This window comes from Streptosporangium sp. NPDC006013, from assembly GCF_040614275.1.
In the GTDB taxonomy this organism is placed as follows: Bacteria; Actinomycetota; Actinomycetes; order Streptosporangiales; family Streptosporangiaceae; genus Streptosporangium.
In genome coordinates this window covers 29571-49584 of sequence record NZ_JBEXUE010000017.1, presented here as the reverse complement: position 1 = coordinate 49584, position 20014 = coordinate 29571, and the positions used below count along the sequence as shown (strand labels likewise).

Sequence of the window (20014 nt, the reverse complement as noted above, 5' to 3'; positions counted from 1 at the left end):
ATCCCGCCGGTCAGCTTCGTGAAGACGATCTTCTGGTGCGTGACGACGCCGGGCAGCGCGACGAGATCGCCGCACTCGTCGGCTCCGGCGGCCGGCGGACGGCGAGTCGGGGAACTCTGCCTCCGCTTTTCGGAGGTGGTACGTGGGTTCGGCTCCCGGCGGGGGCGGGGGTGACCGGCGCGTATGGCGGACCCGCGGTCAGCACCCGGCGGCGGCGTGCGCGGGAAGCTCGAACCAGACGGCCTTGCCGTCGCAGGTACGGTCGCTACCCCAGCAGCAGGAGAGCAGGTCGAGCAGGTGCAGCCCGCGCCCCCGCTCGTCGTCCTCGCAGGCCTGGTACACGCGGATCGGGGAGGGGTCCGTGTCCGCGTCCTCGACCTCGCAGCGCAGCAGGCCGTCCTCGAAGGAGAGGGCGAGCCTGATGGTCCCCCGCGAGTGGTGCAGCGCGTTGGTGACCAGCTCGCTGACGAGCAGCTCGGCGACCATGCTGTGCTCCTCCCGCAGCCCCCAGTCCGCCAGGCAGGCGCGGGTCATCCGGCGGGCCCGGGGCACGGATGACGACTCGGGGGTGAAGGAGAACGACGTCTCCTTCACGTCCGGCCCCTCGGGGAGGGGAACCGTGGGCGCCACCTCGACCGGGTGTGGCTCGCGCACGCGGCCGTCGCCGACGGCGACCGGCCACGGCCGGGTGACCTGCTGGAGTGGCGTGCCCGGCCCCTGGTCGGTGGGAACGCGGACCGGGCTCATGCCGCCTGCCTCATCGGAACGTGGTGAGCGGGCATGTCGTGGACGGGGGTGCTTCGCCCGTCCGGCAGGAGCGCTCCGGTGTCATCGAAGACCACGACGCCGTTGCAGAGCAGACCCCACCCCTGCTCGGGGTGGAAGGCCACGAGGGACGCGGCTTCGTGATCGGGGGCGCTTGCGAGAGGACATCGCGGCTGGTGCTGACACATGGCTCGTACCTTTGATCCTTCATTGGTTGCAGTTGAGCCTTCTATGTGACGAGCATCCCCCAGCGCCGATCCCGTCATATCGGGATAAATACCCATATGCATACCCATTTCGCCGATGGTAAAGAGGTCGGCCCTCGGCAGGGGGATGGTCAACAGGACCGATCCGCGCGGAGACAGCGCTCCTGGCTCCGGTTGCGGACGCCCCGTAGATCTTTTCGCCAAATGCTCTACCCACGAAAGATCGCGCGAAAGTCCCCTGACATCGCCTTTTGTCTAGGTATATGACGCCGAGTGACTTTGCGTGCACTTTAGACTGTCGTGACCTATCCTTGAGGCCGGGTAGCCTCCCTCGTCACGGAAGACAACCGGCCAGTGGTGCCGCCGCACGCGTCTCACCCGTCCCCGGGAGGCTCGCGTGAACGCGCCGTCGCTCGACCCCGTCTCCCGGTGGCCAGGTCGCGAGGCGGAGCGACCATGCCCGCACGGCCACCGGGGGTCCCCTGAAACCTCATATGACCCCTGAGATGCAGAAGTTCATCAAGCTGCTGGAGAGCCAGCTCGGATACTCCGAGAAGAGCGGCGGCTACACCAAGTTCGGCGACTGGTACGGCAGGACCGTCGAGTTCGACGCCGACTACACCGCCGCCCCCTGGTGCGACATGTACCTCTCCTGGGCGGCCGCCAAGCTGGGCTACGAGGAGTGGATCGGCCAGTTCGCCTACACCGTCTACCACGCCCGGTGGTTCCGCCAGCAGGACGCCTGGGGCACCACTCCCAAGCCCGGGGCCATCGTCTTCTTCGACTGGAGCGGCTCGAAGAGGATCGACGGCATCGACCACGTGGGGATCGTCACCCGGGTCGAGGGGAACAGGATCCACACGATCGAGGGCAACATCGACGGTGGGATCGCCAAGCGCAAGGAGCGCGACACCGGCAAGGTCGTCGGCTACGGGTATCCGGAGAAGATCAAGGCCCGGCTGGACCGGGAGGCCACCGAGAAGCAGACGGTTCTCGATCCCGCCGCCACCACCGCGAGCGGTGGCGGTGGCGGTGGCAACCTGGTGGCGATCGATCCAGGACCCGACCTGCTCGCCCTGGTCCCCGCCCCCGTCCCCGTCCCCGCGAGAAAGACCCCGGCGTCCGCGGACCCCGGCAAGGCCGGACAGGCCCCCGGGCACGCCACCGGGACAGCCGCCGGAAACGGCCGGGAGTCCACCTCGGGGAACCGCGGCAAGACCACCTCGGGAGATGACGGCAGGACCGTCCCGGGGAACGGCGACGGGGCCGCCGCATCGCGGCAGAGCGGCACCGCGAACACCTCGGACGGTGACCGGGCGGCCGCCGGAACGCCCGGTCGGGCCCAGGTGCCGGCCCCCGCCGGCCGTACCTCGCCGGGCAAGCACGCCAAGGCCTCCACCGCCGACACCAGCGCGCTCGCCGTCTCGCCGACCGCCACCGTCCGTGATCTCACCGTGCATCCTCCGGAGCTCGGCACCCCCGCCGTGCTCGCGCCGGTGCTGCTCGCCGCGGCGGCGATCATCGCGCACACCAGGGCCAAGCAGTCGAGGGTACGGCTCGCGCTCGCCGCCGAGCGCACCGCGCCGGCCACCCCGTCCCGCAGGGCTCCAGGCCGCCGCCGCTCCCCCGGCCGTTCCAACGCGCCCTACCGGGGCAGGCGTCGTTTACACGAGCGTCCCGTGGTGGAGTCGTCCACCTTCGTGCAGGACGCCCCGTTGCGCGGCCGCCGCCACCGCCGGGCCGACCCCGTGATCACCACCACCATCCCGGCCACCCCGGCCCATTCCGCCCACCCCGCCCGTTCCACCATGCCCGCTCACCGGGCCACCGGCCCGAGAACGGCCACCGTCTCCGCCTCCCTCCCGGTGGCCCGGAGCGGTCGGGGCGGTCGGGGCGGTCCCGCCATCCCGGCCGGCTCCCTCACCTCACCCGCCGAACCGGGCGACGTCCTGGTGCACAGCGGCTACCGGGGGCGCCGCCGCAGGACAGGGGTGCCTGCCTAGGGACCCGATGAATCTAGAAATGATCGGCGGCGAAGGCGGCCAGCGCGGCCACGGCGTCGCGGCTGCGTCGCCAGGGGCGGACGATCATGCGGTCCACGCCGAGCCTCTCCCAGCGCGGGATCTCGGCGGGGCCGCCGAGCTCGTAGGCGTGCGCGGTGACCGAGAAGGGGCGGTCGTCGCGGAGCGCGGCGAGCCTGTCGAGCTGCGGGCGGATCGTCTCCAGGGAGTGCGGCATGCTGATCCAGCCGTCACAGAGCCGGGCGGCCCGCCGCAGGGCCGCGCCCGACTCGCCCCCGGCGAGGATCGGCAGCCGGTCCTGGACCGGTTTGGGCTCGAACGCGACCTCGGGGAAGTCGTAGAAGCGTCCCGCGTGCGCGACGACCGGCTCGGACCAGAGCCGCCGGGTCACCTCGATCGCCTCGTCCAGGCGTGGGCCCCGGGTCGCGAAGTCCACCCCGGCCGCCAGCCACTCCCCCTCGTACCAACCGGCGCCGACCCCGCAGATCGCCCGCCCTCCCGAGACCCTGTCCAGGGTGGCGAAGGCGCGGGCGGAGACGAAGGGATGCCGCAGCGCGTAGAGGTGCACGGCGGTGCCGAGCCGTACCCGCGAGGTCAGCCCGGCCAGCCAGCACAGGTAGGCGGGGGCGTCGAAGAGCGGGGTGACCGGGGAGATACCCGGCCTGTCGGTTCCCGGATAGACGGCCAGCGACAGGTCGGTGGTGAACACCAGGTGCTCGGGCAGCCAGACCGACTCGAACCCCAGCTCGTCGGCGGCGACCGCGACGTCCCGCCACGCGTCCGGATGGATCAGCCCCAGCGGGACCCCGAACCTCACGACGCCTCCCTCGGTGGCCGTGCGGGAACCGCGCCCCCGTGTGACCGGCCCCGCTCGTGGCCGGCCGGGACCTCCCGGCTCACGGCCACCTCACCGGTCCGGCGGAACCGAGGATCTCGGCTCTCAGCCGGGACCGGTGCAGGGCGGTGCCGCCGTAGGCGGCGGAGAGGGACCACACCCGGGCGAGCCACAGGTGCAGATCGAGCTCCTCGGTGTAGCCGATCGCGCCGTGCACCTGAAGCGCGGTCCTGGCGGCCAGCTCGGCGGCCTCTCCCGCGGCGGCCTTGGCCGCGGCGACGTCCCGGCCGGCGGTCGGCAACTCCCTGTCCACCGCGAAGGCCGCGGCGTAGACCAGCGGCGCGGCGAACTCGACGGCCACCGCCACGTCGGCGAGCAGGTGCTTGACCGCCTGGAAGGACCCGATCTGGACACCGAACTGCCTGCGGGTCAGCGCGTGGCCGACGCTCGTCTCCAGCAGATGCCTGGCCGCCCCGACCAGCTGGGCGGCGACCGCCACGGTGACCGCGCGGACCGCGGGGGCCACCGGGGCCGTGAGCCGGGTCACACCGTCGGATACATCGTCGGACACACCGCCGGACCCCGCGTCGAAGTCCACCGCGAACAGCCTTCTGGTTCGATCGACCCCCGACTGGGGCGTGAGCCGCGCCCGCCCCGGCCGCACCGCGTACGGGACGCCGTCGCGCTCGACGACCAGCAGGTCCGCCAGGTCCGCGTCGGGAGAGTAGACCTGGTCGCCGATGCGCACGCTCACCCGCAGCGAGCCCGCGGCGAGCTTGCCCAGCCCCGGGTCGCCGGCGAGCAGCACCGGGGCCGCCACCGCGGTCTCGGCCACCGGACCGGGGAGCGCGACCCTGCCCGTCTCCTCGAAGGCGAGCACCGCGTCGAGGAGCCCCAGCCCGAGGCCGTCGTGTTCCTCGGGCACCAGCAGCCCGAACAGTCCGATCTCGGCGAGCCGGGACCAGGCGGGGGTCCGCTCCGTCCGCGCGGCCCGAGCCGGGCAGTGCGCGGCGAGTACCTCCCTGACCGTGGCGGCCAGTGCGAGCTGGTCATCGGTGAAGGCGAAGTTCATCGTGGAAGCCCCAGGACGCGTTCGGCGATGATGTTGCGCTGGATCTCGTTGGTGCCCGCGTAGATCGGTCCGGCCAGGGAGAACAGGAAGCCGTCCAGCCAGCGCCCGCCGTCCTCGGCCTCGGGGGCACCCCCGTCCAGGAGGCCGCGCTCGCCGAGGAGCCGCAGGGCGAGGGTGTGCATGCGCACGTCCAGCTCGGACCAGAAGACCTTGCCCATGCTGGAGGCGGAGCCGATCTCCTCCCCCGCCGCCAGACGGCGGGCGGTGCCGAAGGTGTGCAGGCGGTAGGCCTCCGCGTCCAGCCAGGCGCGGGCGACCTGGTCGGCCAGGGCGGGATCGGTGCCCTCGGTGCCACCCGAGCGGGCCAGCCGGACCAGCCGGTCGGCCGTGGCCGTGAACCGGCCGGGGCTGCGCAGGGTGAGTCCCCGCTCCGAGGAGGTGGTCGCCATCGCGATCCGCCAGCCCTCGCCGGGGGTGCCGAGCACCAGGTCGTCGGGGACCTCGACGCCGTCGAAGAACAGTTCGGCGAACCCGTGCTCGCCGTCGAGCTGGGCGATGGGCCGTACGGTGACGTCGGCCAGCGGGAACATGAAGTAGGTCAGGCCCCGGTGCCTGGCCGAGGCGGGGTCGGTCCGGAACAGGCCGAAGCCCCAGCCCGCGTAGCAGGCCCGGGAGCTCCAGGTCTTCTGCCCGTACAGCCGCCAGCCGCCCTCCACCCGCTCCGCGCGGGACCGCAGGGCGGCCAGGTCACTGCCCGCCTCGGGCTCGGACCAGGCCTGCGCCCAGACCTCGTCGGCCCTGGCCATCGCGGGCAGGAAGCGCTCCCGCTGCTCCGCCGTGCCGTACGAGAAGATCGTGGGGGCCAGCAGGAAGATGCCGTTCTGGCTGACCCTGCCGGGGGCGCCCGCCGCCCAGTACTCCTCCTCGAAGATCAGCCACTCGACGAGGCTCGCCCCCCGCCCGCCGTACTCGACGGGCCAGGAGACCACCGACAGCCTGTCGGCCGCGAGCAGGCGCTCCCACTCGCGATGCGCCTCGAAGCCCTCCCTCGTGTCCATCGAGGGCAGCGGGGCGGCCGGGACATGCCGGGCCAGCCAGTCCCGTACCTCGGCCCGGAATTCCCGCTCCGCGGGAGTGAAGTCCAGATCCACTACACCAACCTAGCGCACGCTTGGGTAAGCGTACAGCGGGCCGTACCGCGAAAGGCCCGGAGCGGTGGTTCCGCTCCGGACCTCGACACCCGGATGGTGCCCCTCGCCCGAAGGGCACCACCCGGGTGTTCGCCCGGCGTCATCTGTCCGAACGCCGCTGCGCGGACGACCGTCCGGCGCATTCGGACGGGTGACGCCGATTCCGCTCGGGCGGGCGCCGCCGGCGCTCCCCCCAGGAGTGGGCACCCACCCGAGCGGACGTGATCAGCGCTGCTCGGGCGGGCGCTGCCCCATGTTCCGGCGCAGCTGCTCCAGCTCCGCCTCCAGACCTGCGATCCGGGTGTTCGCTCCCGGTCCGCCCGTCCCCTGCTGGGGCTGCGGCGGGCCGTACGGCGACTGCGGGCGGACCGCACGGGTCTCGGGCCCCGCCGGGAGCGGGTAGGGCGGCCGCTGCTGGTACTGCTGCGGCGGCGCGCCGTACGGCTGCCCCTGCTGGCCGTACTGCGGCTGGCCGTACTGTGGCTGGCCGCCCTGCAACTGCGCCGGGTAGCCGGGCTGCGCCCCGTACGGAGCGGGCGGGAAGGAGGCCGGCCCCTTGGAGCGGCTCTTGCCCCTGGCGACCGCGACGATCGTGCCGATCACGAACGCGGCGACCAGGCCGCCGCCGCCCCAGAGCAGCCACGGCAGGATCGGGGTGCCGCTCTCGTCCTTGCCCGCGGTGATGGCCTGCTGTGAGTCGCTGATGTACTTGGCGACGTACGGGTGGTTCGGCTGCAGCGCCTGCACCTCGCGGAACTTGGGCAGCGCGTCGGAGTACTTGTTCTGGAAGAACAGATCGAGCGCCTCGTTGTAGGCCTTCGTCGTCGTCGACTCGGCCGGCTTGATGTTCTTCTCGTTCAGCTTCTCCTTGACGATGCTGACCGGCAGCACGAAGCTCTCACCCTCGGTGGAACCGCCGTCCTGCTGGATCAGGCCGCCGACCAGGATGCCGATGACCTTGCCGTCCTTGCTGAACACCGGACCGCCGGAGTTGCCCGGGTAGGAGGGCGCCTGGGTCTGGATGTACGGCACCCCCTCGGGGGTCTGGCGGCTGGCGTTGTAGGGGCCCTCGGTGAACGCCGGGTCGAGCTTGGACTCAAGATTGAAGATCGAGGTCTGCGTCACGGTGCCGGGGAACCCGCTGATGTAGAGGGTGTCGCCGACGCGCACGTCCGAGTCCTCGCCCAGCGGCACGGTCGGCAGGTTGTTCTGCCCGTTGGCCTTGAGGATCGCGACGTCCTTGCCCGGGTAGACCGTGCCCTTGGCGACCAGCTCGATCGGCACCGTCTTGGTGGTCTTGTCGACGCCGCCGCCCGGCAGGCTCTGCAGCAGCGAGAGCGAGCTCTGCACATTGCGGATCTTGATGTTCTCCGCGTTCCAGATCTGGAAGATCTTCGCCGCGTTCCGGAGGATCTCCTCATCGGAGGCGATGTCTCCGAGGCTGGCGACCAGGTCCGCGGCATCCTTCTCGTTGATCTTCGTGAGCGCCTGTGCCGCGAAGGTCTGGGCCAGCTCGGTGTCCTCCTGGCCGACGCAGTGCGCCGCGGTCACCATGTAGCCGTCCGGCGTGATCCACCAGCCGGTGCACAGCCCGCCCGCCGTCGCCTCGACGACCCGCTCCTGCCCGCCGGGCGAGAAGTAGCGGCCCGGGTTCTTGGCCATCTGCTGCACGACCCAGCGGTAGATGCTGTTCTCGTCGGAGGAGATCTTGCCGCTCTGTACGGCGTTGACCCCCTGCTGCGTCAGAGTCCTGATCGCCTCCAGGTTCGCCTCGGGCGTCGGCACGGCCACGTCCGCCGTGTAGGACACCGAGGTCAGCTGGACGGACGGGTGCGTCCTGGCGGCCAGCCACGTCCCGACGGGGACGTCGACCTCTTTGGGTTTGGCCACCGCTGTACCCGGCAGTGCCAGCGTGCTCGCCAGCACCAGGCCCGCGACGGCGCTGATTCTTCCCCACATCTTCGTACTCTCCCCAAAACTTGCTTCCCGAGGCGAGAGCATGACGGGAACCACTTGGGGAGTACTTGGAAGCGACTGGTAGGCCGCCGAGAGCGCCCGACGACGTGCTGGAACCCTCCCGGCGCTCAGGGGGCAGGACGGCCCCGCGCCGGTAAGCGATCAAGGTACGGGCGAGTATATGCCCACAACGGCGGGCGTCGAATCCGTACGCGCCGCGCGGCCCCCCGATCGCCCCGGAATCTCACGCGCGCGGAGAACGAGGTCAGCCGAGATAGGCGGCACGGACCACGGGATCCTCGCGGATCTCGGCGGGAGCGCCCGAGGCGATGACGTGGCCGAGGTCGAGGACGACGAGACGGTCACAGGTGTCCATCACGAATCCCATGTCATGTTCGACCAGCAGGATCGTCGTCTCCAACGCCCCGATGACCTCCTCGATGCGAGCGGTCTGGTCGGCGTCCAGACCGGACGTGGGCTCGTCGAGCAGCAGGAGCGACGGCGCGTCCGCGAGGGCGCGGGCCAGCTCGACCAGGCGTCGCGACCCGGCGGGAAGTGCCGCCGCGTAGGCGTCGCGCAGCCCGTTCAGCCCGCAGAGCTCCAGCACCTCGTCCACCCGCTCCCCGCGTGCCCGCTCCAGGTTCCGGCGTCCCCGCCAGCCGACCAGGTCGGCCGGGAGCCCACCTCCCCCGCCCCTCCACTCCATCGCGGCCAGCACGTTGTCCGCCACGGTCAGCCGGCCGAACACCTGGGTCCGCTGGAAGGTACGGCGCAGTCCGGCACGCGCCCGCCGCACCGCCGGGATCCCCGTGCTCTCGCGGCCCATCACCGAGACGGAACCCGAGGTCGGCCGGCGCAGTCCGGAGATCACGTCGAACAGCGTGGTCTTACCCGCCCCGTTGGGCCCGATCACCCCGCAGACCTGGCCCGCCGGCACCTCGAAGGAGACGTCGGTGAGCGCGTGGACGCCCCCGAAGGAGACCGACACGGCCTCGACCCGCAGCACCGCGCTCATCGCCACCCCGTCTCTCATGTCACGACACCCCCAGATAGGCGGCGGTGAGCCTGGCGCCGTCCACCTCGGCCCGGGGGCCGGTCCAGGTGACCCTGCCCAGGCGCATGAACGCGACGGTGTCGGCGAGTTCGAGCACCGAGGTGGCCTTCTCCTCCACCAGGAGCAGCGCGACGCCGCGCTCGCGCAGCTCGGCGAAGACCTCGAAGACCTGCTCGACGACGAGCGGTGCCAGGCCGAGCGAGGGCTCGTCGGCGATCAGTACCCGAGGCGGCCTGACCAGAGCGGGAGCCAGGGTGAGCAGCTGCTGCTCACCGCCGGAGAGTGCCCCGGCGGCAAGCCCCCGGCGCCTGGCGAGTTGCGGCAGCCGCTCGTAGACGGGACCGGGATCGGCGAGCCAGGTCCGCAGATTCTCGTCCACGGTCAGCCCGGGGAAGACACCGCGCCCCTCGGGTGCGAGCAGCACACCTTCCCGCGCGCGGCGGTGGGCGGGCCAGGAGGTCACGTCGACCCCGTCCAGGACCACCCGCCCCGCCGTCACCCGGAGATCCCCTGCGGCGACCGCGCAGGTGGTGGACTTGCCCGCGCCGTTCGCGCCGAGCAGCGCCACCACCTCTCCCGGCCGTACCGCGAGGTCCACCCCGCGCAGCACCGTGACGTCCCCGTACCCGGCGACCACGCCCTCCAGCCGGAACAGCGCGTCCTCGACGGCGGGTGCCCGCGGCGGTGCGGTGACCGGGCGATGGCCGGTCCCGTTCATCGCCTTCGGCTCCGGAGCCGGCCCCGCGCTCTCGCCCCCCTCGCGCGGGGGTGTCTCGCGTTGGAGGGCCGCGGCGCGGTCACCGCGCGTGCGGCGGCGGTGGCGGGCCTCGCCCAGCTGGGCGAGCACCCCGTCCGGATGCCTGGCCAGGATCATCCCGCCGGCCCCGAAGAGGATCGCCCCGACGTGCGCGGAGACGTGCCACCCGGCCAGCAGCTCGGGGAAGATCGCGGCGATCAGCCCGCCGAGCACCGCGCCGCCGATCCTGCGGACGCCCTGCAGGACGACCACGGCCAGCCAGACGAAACCCGAGAAGGCCGGCAGGTCGGTGGCCGTCACCGAGCCCTTGGAGATCGCGAACAGCACTCCGCCCAGCCCCGCGATCCCGGAGGCCAGGGCAAAGAGCATGATCTTGGTACGGGGTGCCGAGATGCCGGAGGTGGTCGCGGCGGCGGGCGCGGAGCGGACCGCCAGGACCGCCCGGCCCGAGGCCGACCGTTCCAGGTTCCGCACCAGGAGCCCGACCAGCCCGATCAGGGCCAGCAGCAGCAGGACCCGTACCCGGGGGTCGGTGGTGTCGGCGAACCCCAGTCCGAGGGCGGGCAGCGGCCAGCCGATCGTGCCGTTGCTGAACTCGTCGATCTGGAAAAGCACCTGGTCGGCGAGGAGGGCGAGGGCGAGCGTGGCCAGGGTGAGAATCCGGCCGCCCAGCCGGAGGGCGGGCAGCGCGACGAGCACGCCGACCGCTGTCGCGCCGAGCACCCCCAGCAGGATCGCCACCGGTAGGGGCAGGCCGGAGGAGAACGCCCAGCCGCAGGTGAGCGCGGCCATCGAGGCGAAGGACGCCTGCGCGAGGTTGACCATGCCGCCGATGCCGGTGACGACCACGAACGAGCAGAAGATCAGCGCGAGGACGAGCCCCTGGGCCACCACGCTCACGTAGAAGTCGTCGGCCGGGCGGGTGAGGGTCCAGGCCAGCAGCACGACCAGGCCGAGCGCCCACGGCAGGCGCCGCCGCCATGGCGGCAGGTCGGCCAGGTGGTCGGGCGGCGGCGCGTCCTCGGCGGCGGACCCCGCGATGCGGCCCCTGGACCGGTTGAGCAGGATCAGCCCGACGAACAGCAGGATCACCGGTACCGCCGTGCGCAGTCCGGTGACGTCCTCGGCGAAGTCCGCGTACCCCGCGACCAGGTTCTGCACCACGCCGAGCCCGAGCCCGGCCGCGAACGTCCATGGGATCGACCGGAGCCGGCCGAACACCGCGGCCGTCGCCGAGACGAACAGCATCACGGTGAACGCGGTGGAATCCAGTCCCAGGGTCGAGACCGCCAGCACCCCGGCGAGCCCGGCGAGTGTCGAGCTGAGCGTCCAGGCCATGGCCGAGGAGGCGTCGACGTCGATCCCGCGCAGGGTGGCCAGCCCGCGGCAGTCCACCGAGGCGCGCATTCTCAGGCCGTACGGCGTGTGCCGCATGAAGGCCCACAGCCCCGCGGCGGCCAGCACCGCGAAGGCGAAGGTGATGAGCTGGTCGGAGTCGAGGTGGACGCCGCCGAAGGCGTAGGTGGCCGCCGGGTAGGGGCCCAGGCCGCGCGGCAGCGAGGTCGCGTCGGCACGGGGCAGCCCGAGCGGCTCGGCGACCAGGTCGACGACCAGCAGCCCGAGTGCCGGGAGCGCGATCGTCAGGCCGATGGTCCCGACGATCTGCGCCGTCTCCCCCGCCTGGGCGAGGCCGCGGAACATGACCCTGTGCAGCAGGTATCCGAGCAGCGGTGCGAAGAGCGCCACCGCGACCACCCCGGCCGCCCAGGCGGGCAGCCCGAGGCCCACGTTGAGTTCGAAGTACAGCAGCGCGGCCAGGAACCCGATGGCCCCGTGAGCGAAGTTGAACACGCCCGTCGCCGCGTAGGACAGGGTCAGCCCCGAGGCCATGACCGCGAAGACGGCTCCGGTGACGAGGCCGCTGAGAATGTAACCAACAAGCTCGGACATAAGGGCCTTCACCCCGGAATTTCGCGCCTGGTTGCTGACTGCTCACGGGTGTGACCCGTTCGCCTGCGGGACCGGTACGACCGGCCTTCGCACGGGCCGGAGCCGCTCCCCGGAGAGGACGACGGTCGGATGGTGGGGTTGACGGGTGAGGGTCGGCGGGGCGGCCGGAGGTGCCCCCGGCTCGCCGCTCACGTGGCCCGCCAGACGCGTGAGCGGCAAGCCCGCGCCCGCTATTTCAGCGGGACGTTGTCGAAGCACTTCATGTTCTTGGCCACCTTGAAGGCGCCCCCCTCCAGCTTGACCAGGGCGCCGCAGCCGTTGGGCTCGGTGTGGTCCCTGGGATAGCGGATCCGGCCGAAGCCGGGATTCTGGTAGTCGAAGGAGCCGTTGGCCGCGGCCAGGAACCTCTCCCTGGTCAGCTCCTTGCCGGTCTGCTCCAGGATCTTGAGGAAGATGTCGGCCGCCCAGTAGCCGATGGCCAGATGCTGGGTGAGCTGAGTCCCCGGCGCGGCCTTCTCCACGTCCGCCTTGAGCTGCGCGATCTCCGGGGCCTGCGACTCGAAGGGCTCGAACATGGGGGCCGCGATCACGCCTTCGAGCGCCTGGGCGATCGCCGGGTCCGCCAGGATCGCGGCGTCGTAGCTGGTCGCGTCGGAGATCAGGCCCTGGTAGCCGGCCTTCTTCAGCGCGCCGTACAGGCCGACGTTGAACTTGGTGCCGGCGATGATCGAGACCACCAGGTCCGGCGGCCCGCCACCGTCGGAGGTCATGATCTTGTTGATGTACGGGAGCCAGTCGGGCGGCGGGGCCGCGGCGGGCAGACCCGAGTTGAGGCCGACCAGCTTGAAGCCCGCGGCCCCGAAGGACTGCGAGATGGTCTTGCCCCCGTACTTGCTGCCGCTGGAGTCACTCGTCTGGATGTAGACGCTCTTGCCCGCCGAGCCGCCGATGAGCTCGGCCATCTGGTTGCCCCACCAGGTCTGCGAGCCCGCGCCCGGCTGCGGTGCCAGGCAGCCGTTGTAGCCGAAGCCCGTCTTCGTGCCGCACCACTGCGGCCCGGTGGCCCAGCCGAACCACGGCACGCCCTGCTGCTCCAGGAAGGTCGCGCCGCCGAAGTTGGGCGCGTGCACGGGGACCAGCGCGAACACCCTGTCCTTCTGGACCAGTTTCTTGGCCGCCGCATCCCCCTTGGCCGCGTCCTGGTTGTCGTCCTCGGCCCCGATGAACTCGATGGTGCGTCCGTGCACGCCGCCGGCCTCGTTCGCGCGCTGGAACCTGGCCCTGGCCCCGATCTCCGCGTCCTTGGTGGAGTAGCCGCTCGCGCTGGTCTTGGTGAGCACGCCACCCACCTTGACCGTCGTGGCGGTCACCCCCGCCGCCCCCTCGGAGCCACCGCCCCCCGCGGCCTTCTGCTCGGCCGCGCAGCCGCCTGCGGCGAGCGCCGCCGCGGCCACCAGGCCGATGAGTCGCACTGCCTGCCGTCTCATAGGTCGCTCCCTGCCGTGCCGTGCCGTGCGGCGCGCACTCGACACAATTTGGCCTAGCGCTCGCTTGGTTTCGTCAGCGTAGATTTGGCATCCGGGAGTGTCAATGGAAGATCACCACACCCCTCACACGGGCCACCCGACCACCCGGAAGGCACGGCGGTGCCCCGGCAGGGTGGATAACCAAGCGATTGCTTGCTTATAATGCCGCTCCGGGCCAACGTGCGGAGCGCACGGGGCCCTCGGCTCGACGGGAGCGGACATGTTGATGCGTGCGGCCGTACTCACCGGGTTCGGCACGGCGCTGGAGGTACGCGAGGTCGAGATCGCCGACCCGGGACCCGGCGAGGTGCGGGTGCGGATCAAGGCGTCCGGCGTCTGCGGGTCCGACATCAAGGCGCTGGACGGCAAGAGCCCGGTGGTGCGACGGCTCCCCTTCGTACTCGGCCACGAGAGCGCCGGGATCGTGGAGAGCACCGGAGCCGGGGTGACCGGCGTCAGACCCGGTGACCATGTGATCATCGCGATGAACGGCGCCTGCGGGCGCTGCCGCAACTGCGGCGCCGGCCGGTTCCACCTGTGCGGCGGCCCCGCCAGGATGGCGGCCATCATGGGCACGATGCGCGACGGCGGTACCCGGATCACCGTGGACGGCGACGGCGCCAGGACGATGATCGGCATCGGCTCGTTCGCCGAGTACGCCGTGGTCAACGAGGCGATGTGCGTGAAGATCGCAAAAGACGCGCCGTTCGACACCATGTGCCTGCTGGCCTGCGGGGTGATCACCGGCGTCGGCGCGGTGCTGAACGTCGCGCAGGTCACCCCCGGCTCCAGCGTGCTGGTGGTCGGCTGCGGCGGGGTCGGGCTGAACGTCGTCCAGGGCGCCGCGCTGGCCGGAGCCACCACCATCGTCGCCGCGGACGTGGCCGAACAGAAGCTGAAGCTGGCCGAGGAGTTCGGCGCCACCCACACGATCCTCGTCACCGACCTGCCCAAGCAGGTGGGCGAGATCGTCAGGGGCGGCGTGGACTACGCCTTCGACGTGACCGGCGTGGCCGGCGTGCTCGGCGCCGCCCTCGCCTCCACCCAGCCCGGCGGCACGACGGTGATGGTCGGCAGCCCGCCGCAGGGCGAGCCGCTCAGTGTCGAGCCGGGCCTGCTGTTCGCCTCCAGGCGCCTGATGGGCACCCAGGGCGGCGACGCCGCCCCGATCAGGGACCTGCCCATGCTCGCCGAGCAGTACCTGCGCGGCCGCCTCGACCTCGACCGCCTGGTCAGCGAGCGCCTCCCGCTGGAGGAGATCAACGAGGCGATCCGGCACGTCCGCGAGGGGGCGGTGGCCCGCAGCGTCATCGTCTTCGACTGACCGCCGCCCTCGTGCACGACCTCCCCGGTCGCCGCTTCGGCTCAGCCGCGACCCGCGCCGACGAGCTCCCTGCTCGGCTCCTCGATCTCCTCGTCCTCCTCCTGCCCCTCGACGGAGAGGTTGGGCAGGAGACGGTCCAGCCAGGCGGGGCACCACCAGTTGAACCTGCCGAGCAGGACCATGGTCGCCGGGACCAGCAGGCCCCTGATGATCGTGGCGTCCACCGCGATGGCCACCGCCAGGCCGACACCGAAGATCTTTACCATCGGATCGGGATAGGCGACGAACGCGACGAAGACCGAGACCATGATCAGAGCGGCGGAAGTGATCACCCGGCCGGTCGACCCCAACCCCTCGGCCACCGCCCTGCGGTTGTCGCCGTGCCTCAGGTACGCCTGCCGCACGGCGGTGAGCAGGAAGACCTCGTAGTCCATCGACAGGCCGAACAGGATCGCGAACAGCATCAGCGGGATGTAGCTGTCGATCGGCACGGTGAAGAAGAGCGTGCTCAGATAGGAGGCGTCCACGTTGACCGGCGGGTCCATGCCGACCAGGCCACTGCCAAGGCCCAGGGAGAAGACCAGCGAGAGCGCGCCGAACGCGGCCCCGAGCGAGATCAGGTTCATCACCGCGGCCTTGATCGCGACGACCGGCGAGCGGAACGCCAGGAGCAGCAGCAGTGCGCTCAGCAGGACCACGACGCCGACGACCAGCGGGGTGCGAGCGGCGATCTTGGAGTTGGCGTCGGCCATGCCCGCGACCTCACCGCCCACGTGTACCTTGGCTCCCTCGATCTCGAGCGCGCGGACCGCCTTGACCACATCCAGCGCCCGAGGGTCACTGGGGGCGTAGTCGGGGATCGCCTGGACCAGGGCCGCCGTGCCGCGCTCGTTGAGAACCGGGTCGCCGACATGGGCCACTCCCCCGACGGCCGCGACGCGGTCCTTCAGGTTCTGCAATATGGCCGGGGCGGGCTTCCGGTCGACGACCGGGGTCTCCAGATCCGCCACCACGACGAGCGGGCCGTTCATGCCGGGTCCGAACCCGGCCTGCAGCAGTTCGTAGGAGCGCCGCGCGTCGGTGCCGCGATCGCCGTAGCCGTTGTCGAGCGTGCCCAGCTTGAGCCCCAGGGCGGGGGCGGCGAGCGCTCCCAGGAGCACGACGCTGAGCGCGAGCACGCTCCAGGGACGCCTGGCCACCCAGTTGCCCAGCGAGGCCCAGCCGGAGGAGCCGTGGCTGCCCCGGCGCCCCATGAACGGCAGGCGGAACGCGTTGACCCGCTGTCCGAGCATCCCGAGCAGCGCGGGGACCAGCGTGACGGCGGTGAGCACCGCGCAGACCACCGAGATGCCGGTGATCCAGCCGAGTGTCTGCAGCATGGGGAAGTCGGCGAGCAGGAGCGCGCTGAGCGCGATGATCACCGTGCCGCCGGCGAACACCACCGCACCGCCGGAACTGGCGACCACCCGGCGGATCGCCTCGTGGACGGGCACATCGTCGGCCAGCAGCTTGCGGTACCTGCTGAGCAGGAAGAGCGCGTAGTCGATGCCGACGCCGAGGCCGATCATCGTCGCCAGGATCGGCGCCTGCTTGGGCACGTCCACCAGGTGGCCGAGCAGGCCGATCGTGCCGAGCCCGGTCGCGATGCTGACCAGTGCGACGAAGATCGGGATCATCGCGGCGACCAGGGTGCCGAACGCGAACAGCAGGACCAGCAGCGCGCAGATCACTCCGATGATCTCGCTCGTCCCGGTCTTGATCTCCTTGTTCGCCGGGCTCGACGAGCCGGCGGGCACGACCTCCAGGCCCGCCGCCCGCGCGGGCTCGGCCGCTTCGACGAGGAGCTTGGCGGTCTCGGCCGTCTTGGTGGTGTCGTGCCCCTCAAGCTTGACCGCGATGAAACCGATCTCCAGGCTGGGCGCGATCCCGCCCGTCCGGGAGGGAGGGGTCACCTCCACCACGTGCGGGACCTTGCGGATCTGCTCCGCGGCGCGTTCCACCGCGCTCTTCCTCGGCTCGGCGATGAGGGAGCCGTCGGGAGAGTAAAGGACGAGCTGGACCGAGCCACCCATCTCGTAACCGGGGCCGAAGCCGTCCTTCAGCAGGTCCATCGCCCGCTGGGCGTCGGTGCCGGGGAGGCTGGTGTCGTTGGTGGCCGGTCCGGGGAACAGCACCGAGCCCGCCATCAGCAGTGCCGCGGCGACGACCCACAGCGCCAGCACCGCCTTGCCATGCCGCGCGCACCAACTCCCCAGCCGCCCCAGCAAACCAGACATTCGGTGACCGCCCTATTAAAGTCTGAAATGTGCCTGAAACGCCGTACTGTACGGCCGTACAGAACCTACGATACGAGAGTAGGCGCGCAAACTGGGAAATACTCCCAATAGCGTGGGATTGAGACGATGACCACACTTGAACATGGACACGACACCCGCGGCCGGATCCTCGACGCCGCTCGCCGGTTGTTCGCCGAGCGCGGCTATGCGGCGACCTCGCTGGCCGACATCGCCGCGGCCGTCGGCCTGACGAAGACCGCCGTCGCCTACCACTTCCATCCCAAGGACCGGCTGGCCACCGAGCTGCTCGCACCCGCCGCCGAGGACATCATGGTCCTGATCGAGAGCGACTTCGACGACGACCGCGCCTTCGTCGAGGCCCTGGTGACCTTCGTGGTCAGGTATCGGGCGATCATCCGGCTGATCATGGAGGACATCGGCGGCGCCGACGACGCGCCACCCGGCTCCCCCGGCGAGATCATCCGCGCCTTCCGTGACGAGATCTACCACCGGCTGGCCGGACCCGACCCCGATCCCGATCGCCGGGTCTGGGCCTGGGCCCTGCTGGGGTCACTCCAGTACGGGGTGGTCAAGACGATCGACCTCCCCCAGGAGGACGTCAGGAAGGCCCTGCTGGCCACCGCCCTGGCCGCCATCTGACCGCTACCCCGCCGCCCCGCCGCCCCGCGAACACCACACCCGAGTTCCCCGCTCCCCCGCGGGCGCCCATCGCCCCGGCCCGCCGCCGTACCGGGATGCCGTCATCCCGACGGGGCCGCCTCCCCGGGTACCGGATCCGGCGAGTCGGGCGGATCGGGAGGCGCGGTGGTCTCCCCCGGGCCGTGGCTCGGCCCCGGACCAGGCCCCGGACCAGGCCCGCTCTGGCCCGCCACACCGACCGTGATCACGATCGTCGCGCCCGGCCGGGCACAGGTGCCCGGCGCCACGCTCTGCGCCAGCACCACACCGTCCTGAGCGTCGTCGGTGACCAGCCGCGCCCGGGTCCGTACCGCGAAACCCGCCCCACCGAGCGTGTTCGAGGCATCGGCCGCGCTCTGGCCGGTGATCGACGGCACCGGAGCGCCGTACCTGGAGATGACGAGCGCCACCGCGCTGCCCGGCGAGACGTGCTTGCCCGCGCCGGGGGTGCTCGCCAGCACCCGCCCGGCCGGCTGGTCCGAGCAGCGCGTACTCACCCCTCCGGCGACCAGCCCGGCCTGGGTAAGCGCCACCTGGGCGGCACTCCTGGCGAGGCCGACCAGCGTGGGCACCTGGATCCCCGCGGAGACCTCCAGGTTGACCTTGCCCTTCCTCGGCAGTGTGGTCCCCGCCACCGGGTTGCTCGTGAGCACCTCCCCGACCGGCCGGTTGGAGTTGACCGCCTGGACGGTCCCGGCGACCAGCCCGGCCTGTTCGATCAGGCGCGCCGCCCCGGAACGGTCCAGCCCGACGAGGGCCGGCACGACCGTCGTGACCTCGGGCGGTGGCAGCGGGGAGGATCTGACACCCTCCGCGCGCGGCGGCTTGGCCGGATTCGTCGGGAGTGGCCTGACCGACGGGCTCGTCCTGCTTGGCTGCGGTGCCGTCTCGACCTGGGGACTGCTCTCCACCACCGGTACCGCCGGCGGTACCGCCGCGCCTTTCGGGGTGACACCGCTCAGTGCCGGGACCAGCACCCCCACCAGCACCGCGGCGCTCACCAGCAGCGCCCCGGAGACCGCCATCGACGCCCTGGTGGCCGCCCGCCCCGGATGAGTGCGGGGCTCGTCGAAGTCCTCGCCTTCGGTGAAGTGCCCGCGCCCACCGGACATCGCCCGCCAGGCGGACCCGGAGGTGCGCGACCTCCCCGCGAGGCCCGACACATCGGAGGAACCGGGCGTATCCAAGGAATCAGCGGGACCGGACACGCCGGACGGGTCTGAGACGTCAGGCTCGCCGGAGCCGGCCCGCAGGGCGAGACCGCCGGGCACCGGAGGGGTCCGGGAGTCGAGCACCGACCTGTGCCCGTCGTTGCCGAGCAGCGCGAGCAGCAGCTCCCGGCTGCTGGGACGGTTACCAGGATTCTTGTCCAGGCAGTCGACCACCAGCGCGCCGAGCAGCCCGTCCAGGCGCCCCAGCTGCGGGGCCGCGGTGAGGATCCGGTTCAGGACCGCCGCGATCGAGTCCTGGCCGAAGGGCGCCTGGGCGTTGGCCGCGAAACATATCGTGGCGCCCCAGGCGAAGACGTCGGCCGCCGGGTTGATCTCGGCGCCCTCCACCTGCTCGGGCGCCATGTAGGCCGGAGTCCCCGCACCGCGCCCGCTCTGGGTGGCCGCCGCGTCCAGCGCCCTGGCCAGCCCGAAGTCGATGACCCTCGGCCCGTCCGGACCGAGCAGCACGTTCTGCGGCTTGAAGTCGCGGTGCACGATCCCGGCCCGGTGGATGGCCGCGAGCGCGGTGGCCGTGCCGATGGCCAGACGCTCCAGCCGGCCTCCCTCGCGGGGCCCGCTGACCGCGACCTCGCGGTGGAGCGACGGGCCGTCGACGTACTCGCTGACGATGTAGGGCCGGGCGCCGTCCAGCCCGGCGTCGATCATCTGGGCCGTGCAGAACCGGGCCACCTGCTTCGCCAGCTCGACCTCGCGCAGGAAGATCTCAGGGTTCTCCCCCACCGAGCCGTGCAGAAGCTTGACCGCGTAGGGCTCTGATCCGGTGTCGGGGCGCACCCCGACATAGACCACTCCCTGGCCTCCCTCTCCGAGCCGCCCGATGATCTCGTACTCACCGAGCGCCGCCGGATCCCCCGTTCTGAGCGGCTGCGCATACGGCACGCGAGCCTCCCCTCGCCGCCACCCTTCTCACTCAAGAAGAAGCATCGCCGACAGTCAACGGGCAGACAGGTCTTCTCTCCCTCACCGTGATATTCATGTGATGCTCAGGTCAGGGCAAGTCCCAACACACCTCCCGAATCGCCAACGCCCAGCACAGAGCCGGGGCCGGGCAGGCCATCCGGCACGGCCCGCGGGGCCGGGCCCCGGCGCGTCATTCCCCGGAGTCGGCGACCTGAACGGGTCCACGACCTCGTGCCCACCGGGAATGCCCG

Annotated in this window: 14 protein-coding genes; 3 read left to right on the top strand and 11 right to left on the bottom strand. The window is 71.7% G+C overall.

All coding sequences use genetic code 11. The features are described from left to right. Nucleotides 1-198 precede the first annotated feature (198 nt). Nucleotides 199-747, bottom strand: coding sequence for an ATP-binding protein (locus tag ABZ260_RS04945; RefSeq protein ID WP_355613100.1), 549 nt, complete (start codon nucleotides 745-747; stop codon nucleotides 199-201). After that, nucleotides 744-953, bottom strand: coding sequence for a DUF5999 family protein (locus tag ABZ260_RS04940; protein WP_355613098.1), 210 nt, complete (start codon nucleotides 951-953; stop codon nucleotides 744-746). The genes ABZ260_RS04945 and ABZ260_RS04940 overlap by 4 nt, the downstream gene beginning before the upstream one ends. A 524-nt stretch (nucleotides 954-1477) precedes the next feature. Here ABZ260_RS04940 and ABZ260_RS04935 point away from each other — a divergent pair. Next, on the top strand, nucleotides 1478-2974 hold the full coding sequence (locus ABZ260_RS04935; protein WP_355613096.1) for a CHAP domain-containing protein: 1497 nt from the start codon (nucleotides 1478-1480) through the stop codon (nucleotides 2972-2974). A 13-nt stretch (nucleotides 2975-2987) separates the two neighbouring features. On the opposite strand, the gene ABZ260_RS04930 is transcribed toward ABZ260_RS04935, so the two are convergent. The 7 genes from ABZ260_RS04930 to ABZ260_RS04900 all read right to left on the bottom strand — a co-directional run bounded on the left by ABZ260_RS04930 (nucleotide 2988) and on the right by ABZ260_RS04900 (nucleotide 13293). Further along, complete coding sequence (locus tag ABZ260_RS04930; RefSeq protein ID WP_355613094.1) at nucleotides 2988-3809, bottom strand: TIGR03619 family F420-dependent LLM class oxidoreductase; 822 nt, start codon at nucleotides 3807-3809, stop codon at nucleotides 2988-2990. Nucleotides 3810-3888: 79 nt separating this feature from the next. Next, nucleotides 3889-4899, bottom strand: a complete 1011-nt coding sequence (locus ABZ260_RS04925) for an acyl-CoA dehydrogenase family protein (RefSeq protein WP_355613092.1) — start codon at nucleotides 4897-4899, stop codon at nucleotides 3889-3891. Then, a complete protein-coding gene (locus ABZ260_RS04920) occupies nucleotides 4896-6050 on the bottom strand; it encodes an acyl-CoA dehydrogenase family protein (protein WP_355613090.1) in 1155 nt (384 codons plus the stop codon). Before ABZ260_RS04920 ends, ABZ260_RS04925 begins: the two co-directional genes overlap by 4 nt. A 264-nt stretch (nucleotides 6051-6314) precedes the next feature. Beyond that, on the bottom strand, nucleotides 6315-8048 hold the full coding sequence (locus ABZ260_RS04915; protein ID WP_355613088.1) for a serine protease: 1734 nt from the start codon (nucleotides 8046-8048) through the stop codon (nucleotides 6315-6317). 262 nt (nucleotides 8049-8310) lie between these two features. Continuing rightward, complete coding sequence (locus tag ABZ260_RS04910; RefSeq protein WP_355613086.1) at nucleotides 8311-9078, bottom strand: ABC transporter ATP-binding protein; 768 nt, start codon at nucleotides 9076-9078, stop codon at nucleotides 8311-8313. 1 nt (nucleotide 9079) lies between these two features. Continuing rightward, entirely contained in the window at nucleotides 9080-11806 is a 2727-nt protein-coding gene (locus ABZ260_RS04905) for an ATP-binding cassette domain-containing protein (protein ID WP_355613084.1), read from the bottom strand. A gap of 230 nt (nucleotides 11807-12036) precedes the next feature. Beyond that, a complete protein-coding gene (locus tag ABZ260_RS04900; protein WP_355613082.1) occupies nucleotides 12037-13293 on the bottom strand; it encodes an ABC transporter substrate-binding protein in 1257 nt (418 codons plus the stop codon). A gap of 259 nt (nucleotides 13294-13552) precedes the next feature. Between ABZ260_RS04900 and ABZ260_RS04895 the strand changes: the two genes are divergently transcribed. Next, nucleotides 13553-14656: an alcohol dehydrogenase catalytic domain-containing protein gene (locus ABZ260_RS04895; RefSeq protein ID WP_350912792.1), complete on the top strand. Its 1104-nt coding sequence runs from the start codon at nucleotides 13553-13555 to the stop codon at nucleotides 14654-14656. 41 nt (nucleotides 14657-14697) lie between these two features. On the opposite strand, the gene ABZ260_RS04890 is transcribed toward ABZ260_RS04895, so the two are convergent. Next, nucleotides 14698-16932, bottom strand: a complete 2235-nt coding sequence (locus ABZ260_RS04890) for an MMPL family transporter (RefSeq protein ID WP_355613080.1) — start codon at nucleotides 16930-16932, stop codon at nucleotides 14698-14700. Between the two features lie 126 nt (nucleotides 16933-17058). On the opposite strand from ABZ260_RS04890, the gene ABZ260_RS04885 reads away from it, so the two are divergent. After that, nucleotides 17059-17592 carry a TetR family transcriptional regulator gene (locus ABZ260_RS04885; protein ID WP_350912788.1) on the top strand — a complete coding sequence of 178 codons (534 nt, stop codon included), beginning with the start codon at nucleotides 17059-17061 and terminating at the stop codon, nucleotides 17590-17592. A 101-nt stretch (nucleotides 17593-17693) separates the two neighbouring features. Here the strand turns inward: ABZ260_RS04885 and ABZ260_RS04880 are convergent, their stop codons facing one another. Beyond that, on the bottom strand, nucleotides 17694-19742 hold the full coding sequence (locus ABZ260_RS04880) for a PASTA domain-containing protein (protein WP_355613078.1): 2049 nt from the start codon (nucleotides 19740-19742) through the stop codon (nucleotides 17694-17696). Nucleotides 19743-20014: the final 272 nt, after the last annotated feature.

What these genes read in the sequence shown, in the direction of transcription:
- ABZ260_RS04885 (WP_350912788.1), top strand. Translation starts at nt 17,059, where the DNA reads ATGACCACACTTGAACATGGACACGACACCCGCGGCCGGATCCTCGAC.
- ABZ260_RS04890 (WP_355613080.1), bottom strand. Translation starts at nt 16,932, where the DNA reads ATGTCTGGTTTGCTGGGGCGGCTGGGGAGTTGGTGCGCGCGGCATGGC.
- ABZ260_RS04935 (WP_355613096.1), top strand. Translation starts at nt 1,478, where the DNA reads ATGCAGAAGTTCATCAAGCTGCTGGAGAGCCAGCTCGGATACTCCGAG.
- ABZ260_RS04910 (WP_355613086.1), bottom strand. Translation starts at nt 9,078, where the DNA reads ATGAGAGACGGGGTGGCGATGAGCGCGGTGCTGCGGGTCGAGGCCGTG.
- ABZ260_RS04925 (WP_355613092.1), bottom strand. Translation starts at nt 4,899, where the DNA reads ATGAACTTCGCCTTCACCGATGACCAGCTCGCACTGGCCGCCACGGTC.
- ABZ260_RS04940 (WP_355613098.1), bottom strand. Translation starts at nt 953, where the DNA reads ATGTGTCAGCACCAGCCGCGATGTCCTCTCGCAAGCGCCCCCGATCAC.
- ABZ260_RS04915 (WP_355613088.1), bottom strand. Translation starts at nt 8,048, where the DNA reads ATGTGGGGAAGAATCAGCGCCGTCGCGGGCCTGGTGCTGGCGAGCACG.
- ABZ260_RS04895 (WP_350912792.1), top strand. Translation starts at nt 13,553, where the DNA reads ATGTTGATGCGTGCGGCCGTACTCACCGGGTTCGGCACGGCGCTGGAG.
- ABZ260_RS04945 (WP_355613100.1), bottom strand. Translation starts at nt 747, where the DNA reads ATGAGCCCGGTCCGCGTTCCCACCGACCAGGGGCCGGGCACGCCACTC.
- ABZ260_RS04905 (WP_355613084.1), bottom strand. Translation starts at nt 11,806, where the DNA reads ATGTCCGAGCTTGTTGGTTACATTCTCAGCGGCCTCGTCACCGGAGCC.
- ABZ260_RS04900 (WP_355613082.1), bottom strand. Translation starts at nt 13,293, where the DNA reads ATGAGACGGCAGGCAGTGCGACTCATCGGCCTGGTGGCCGCGGCGGCG.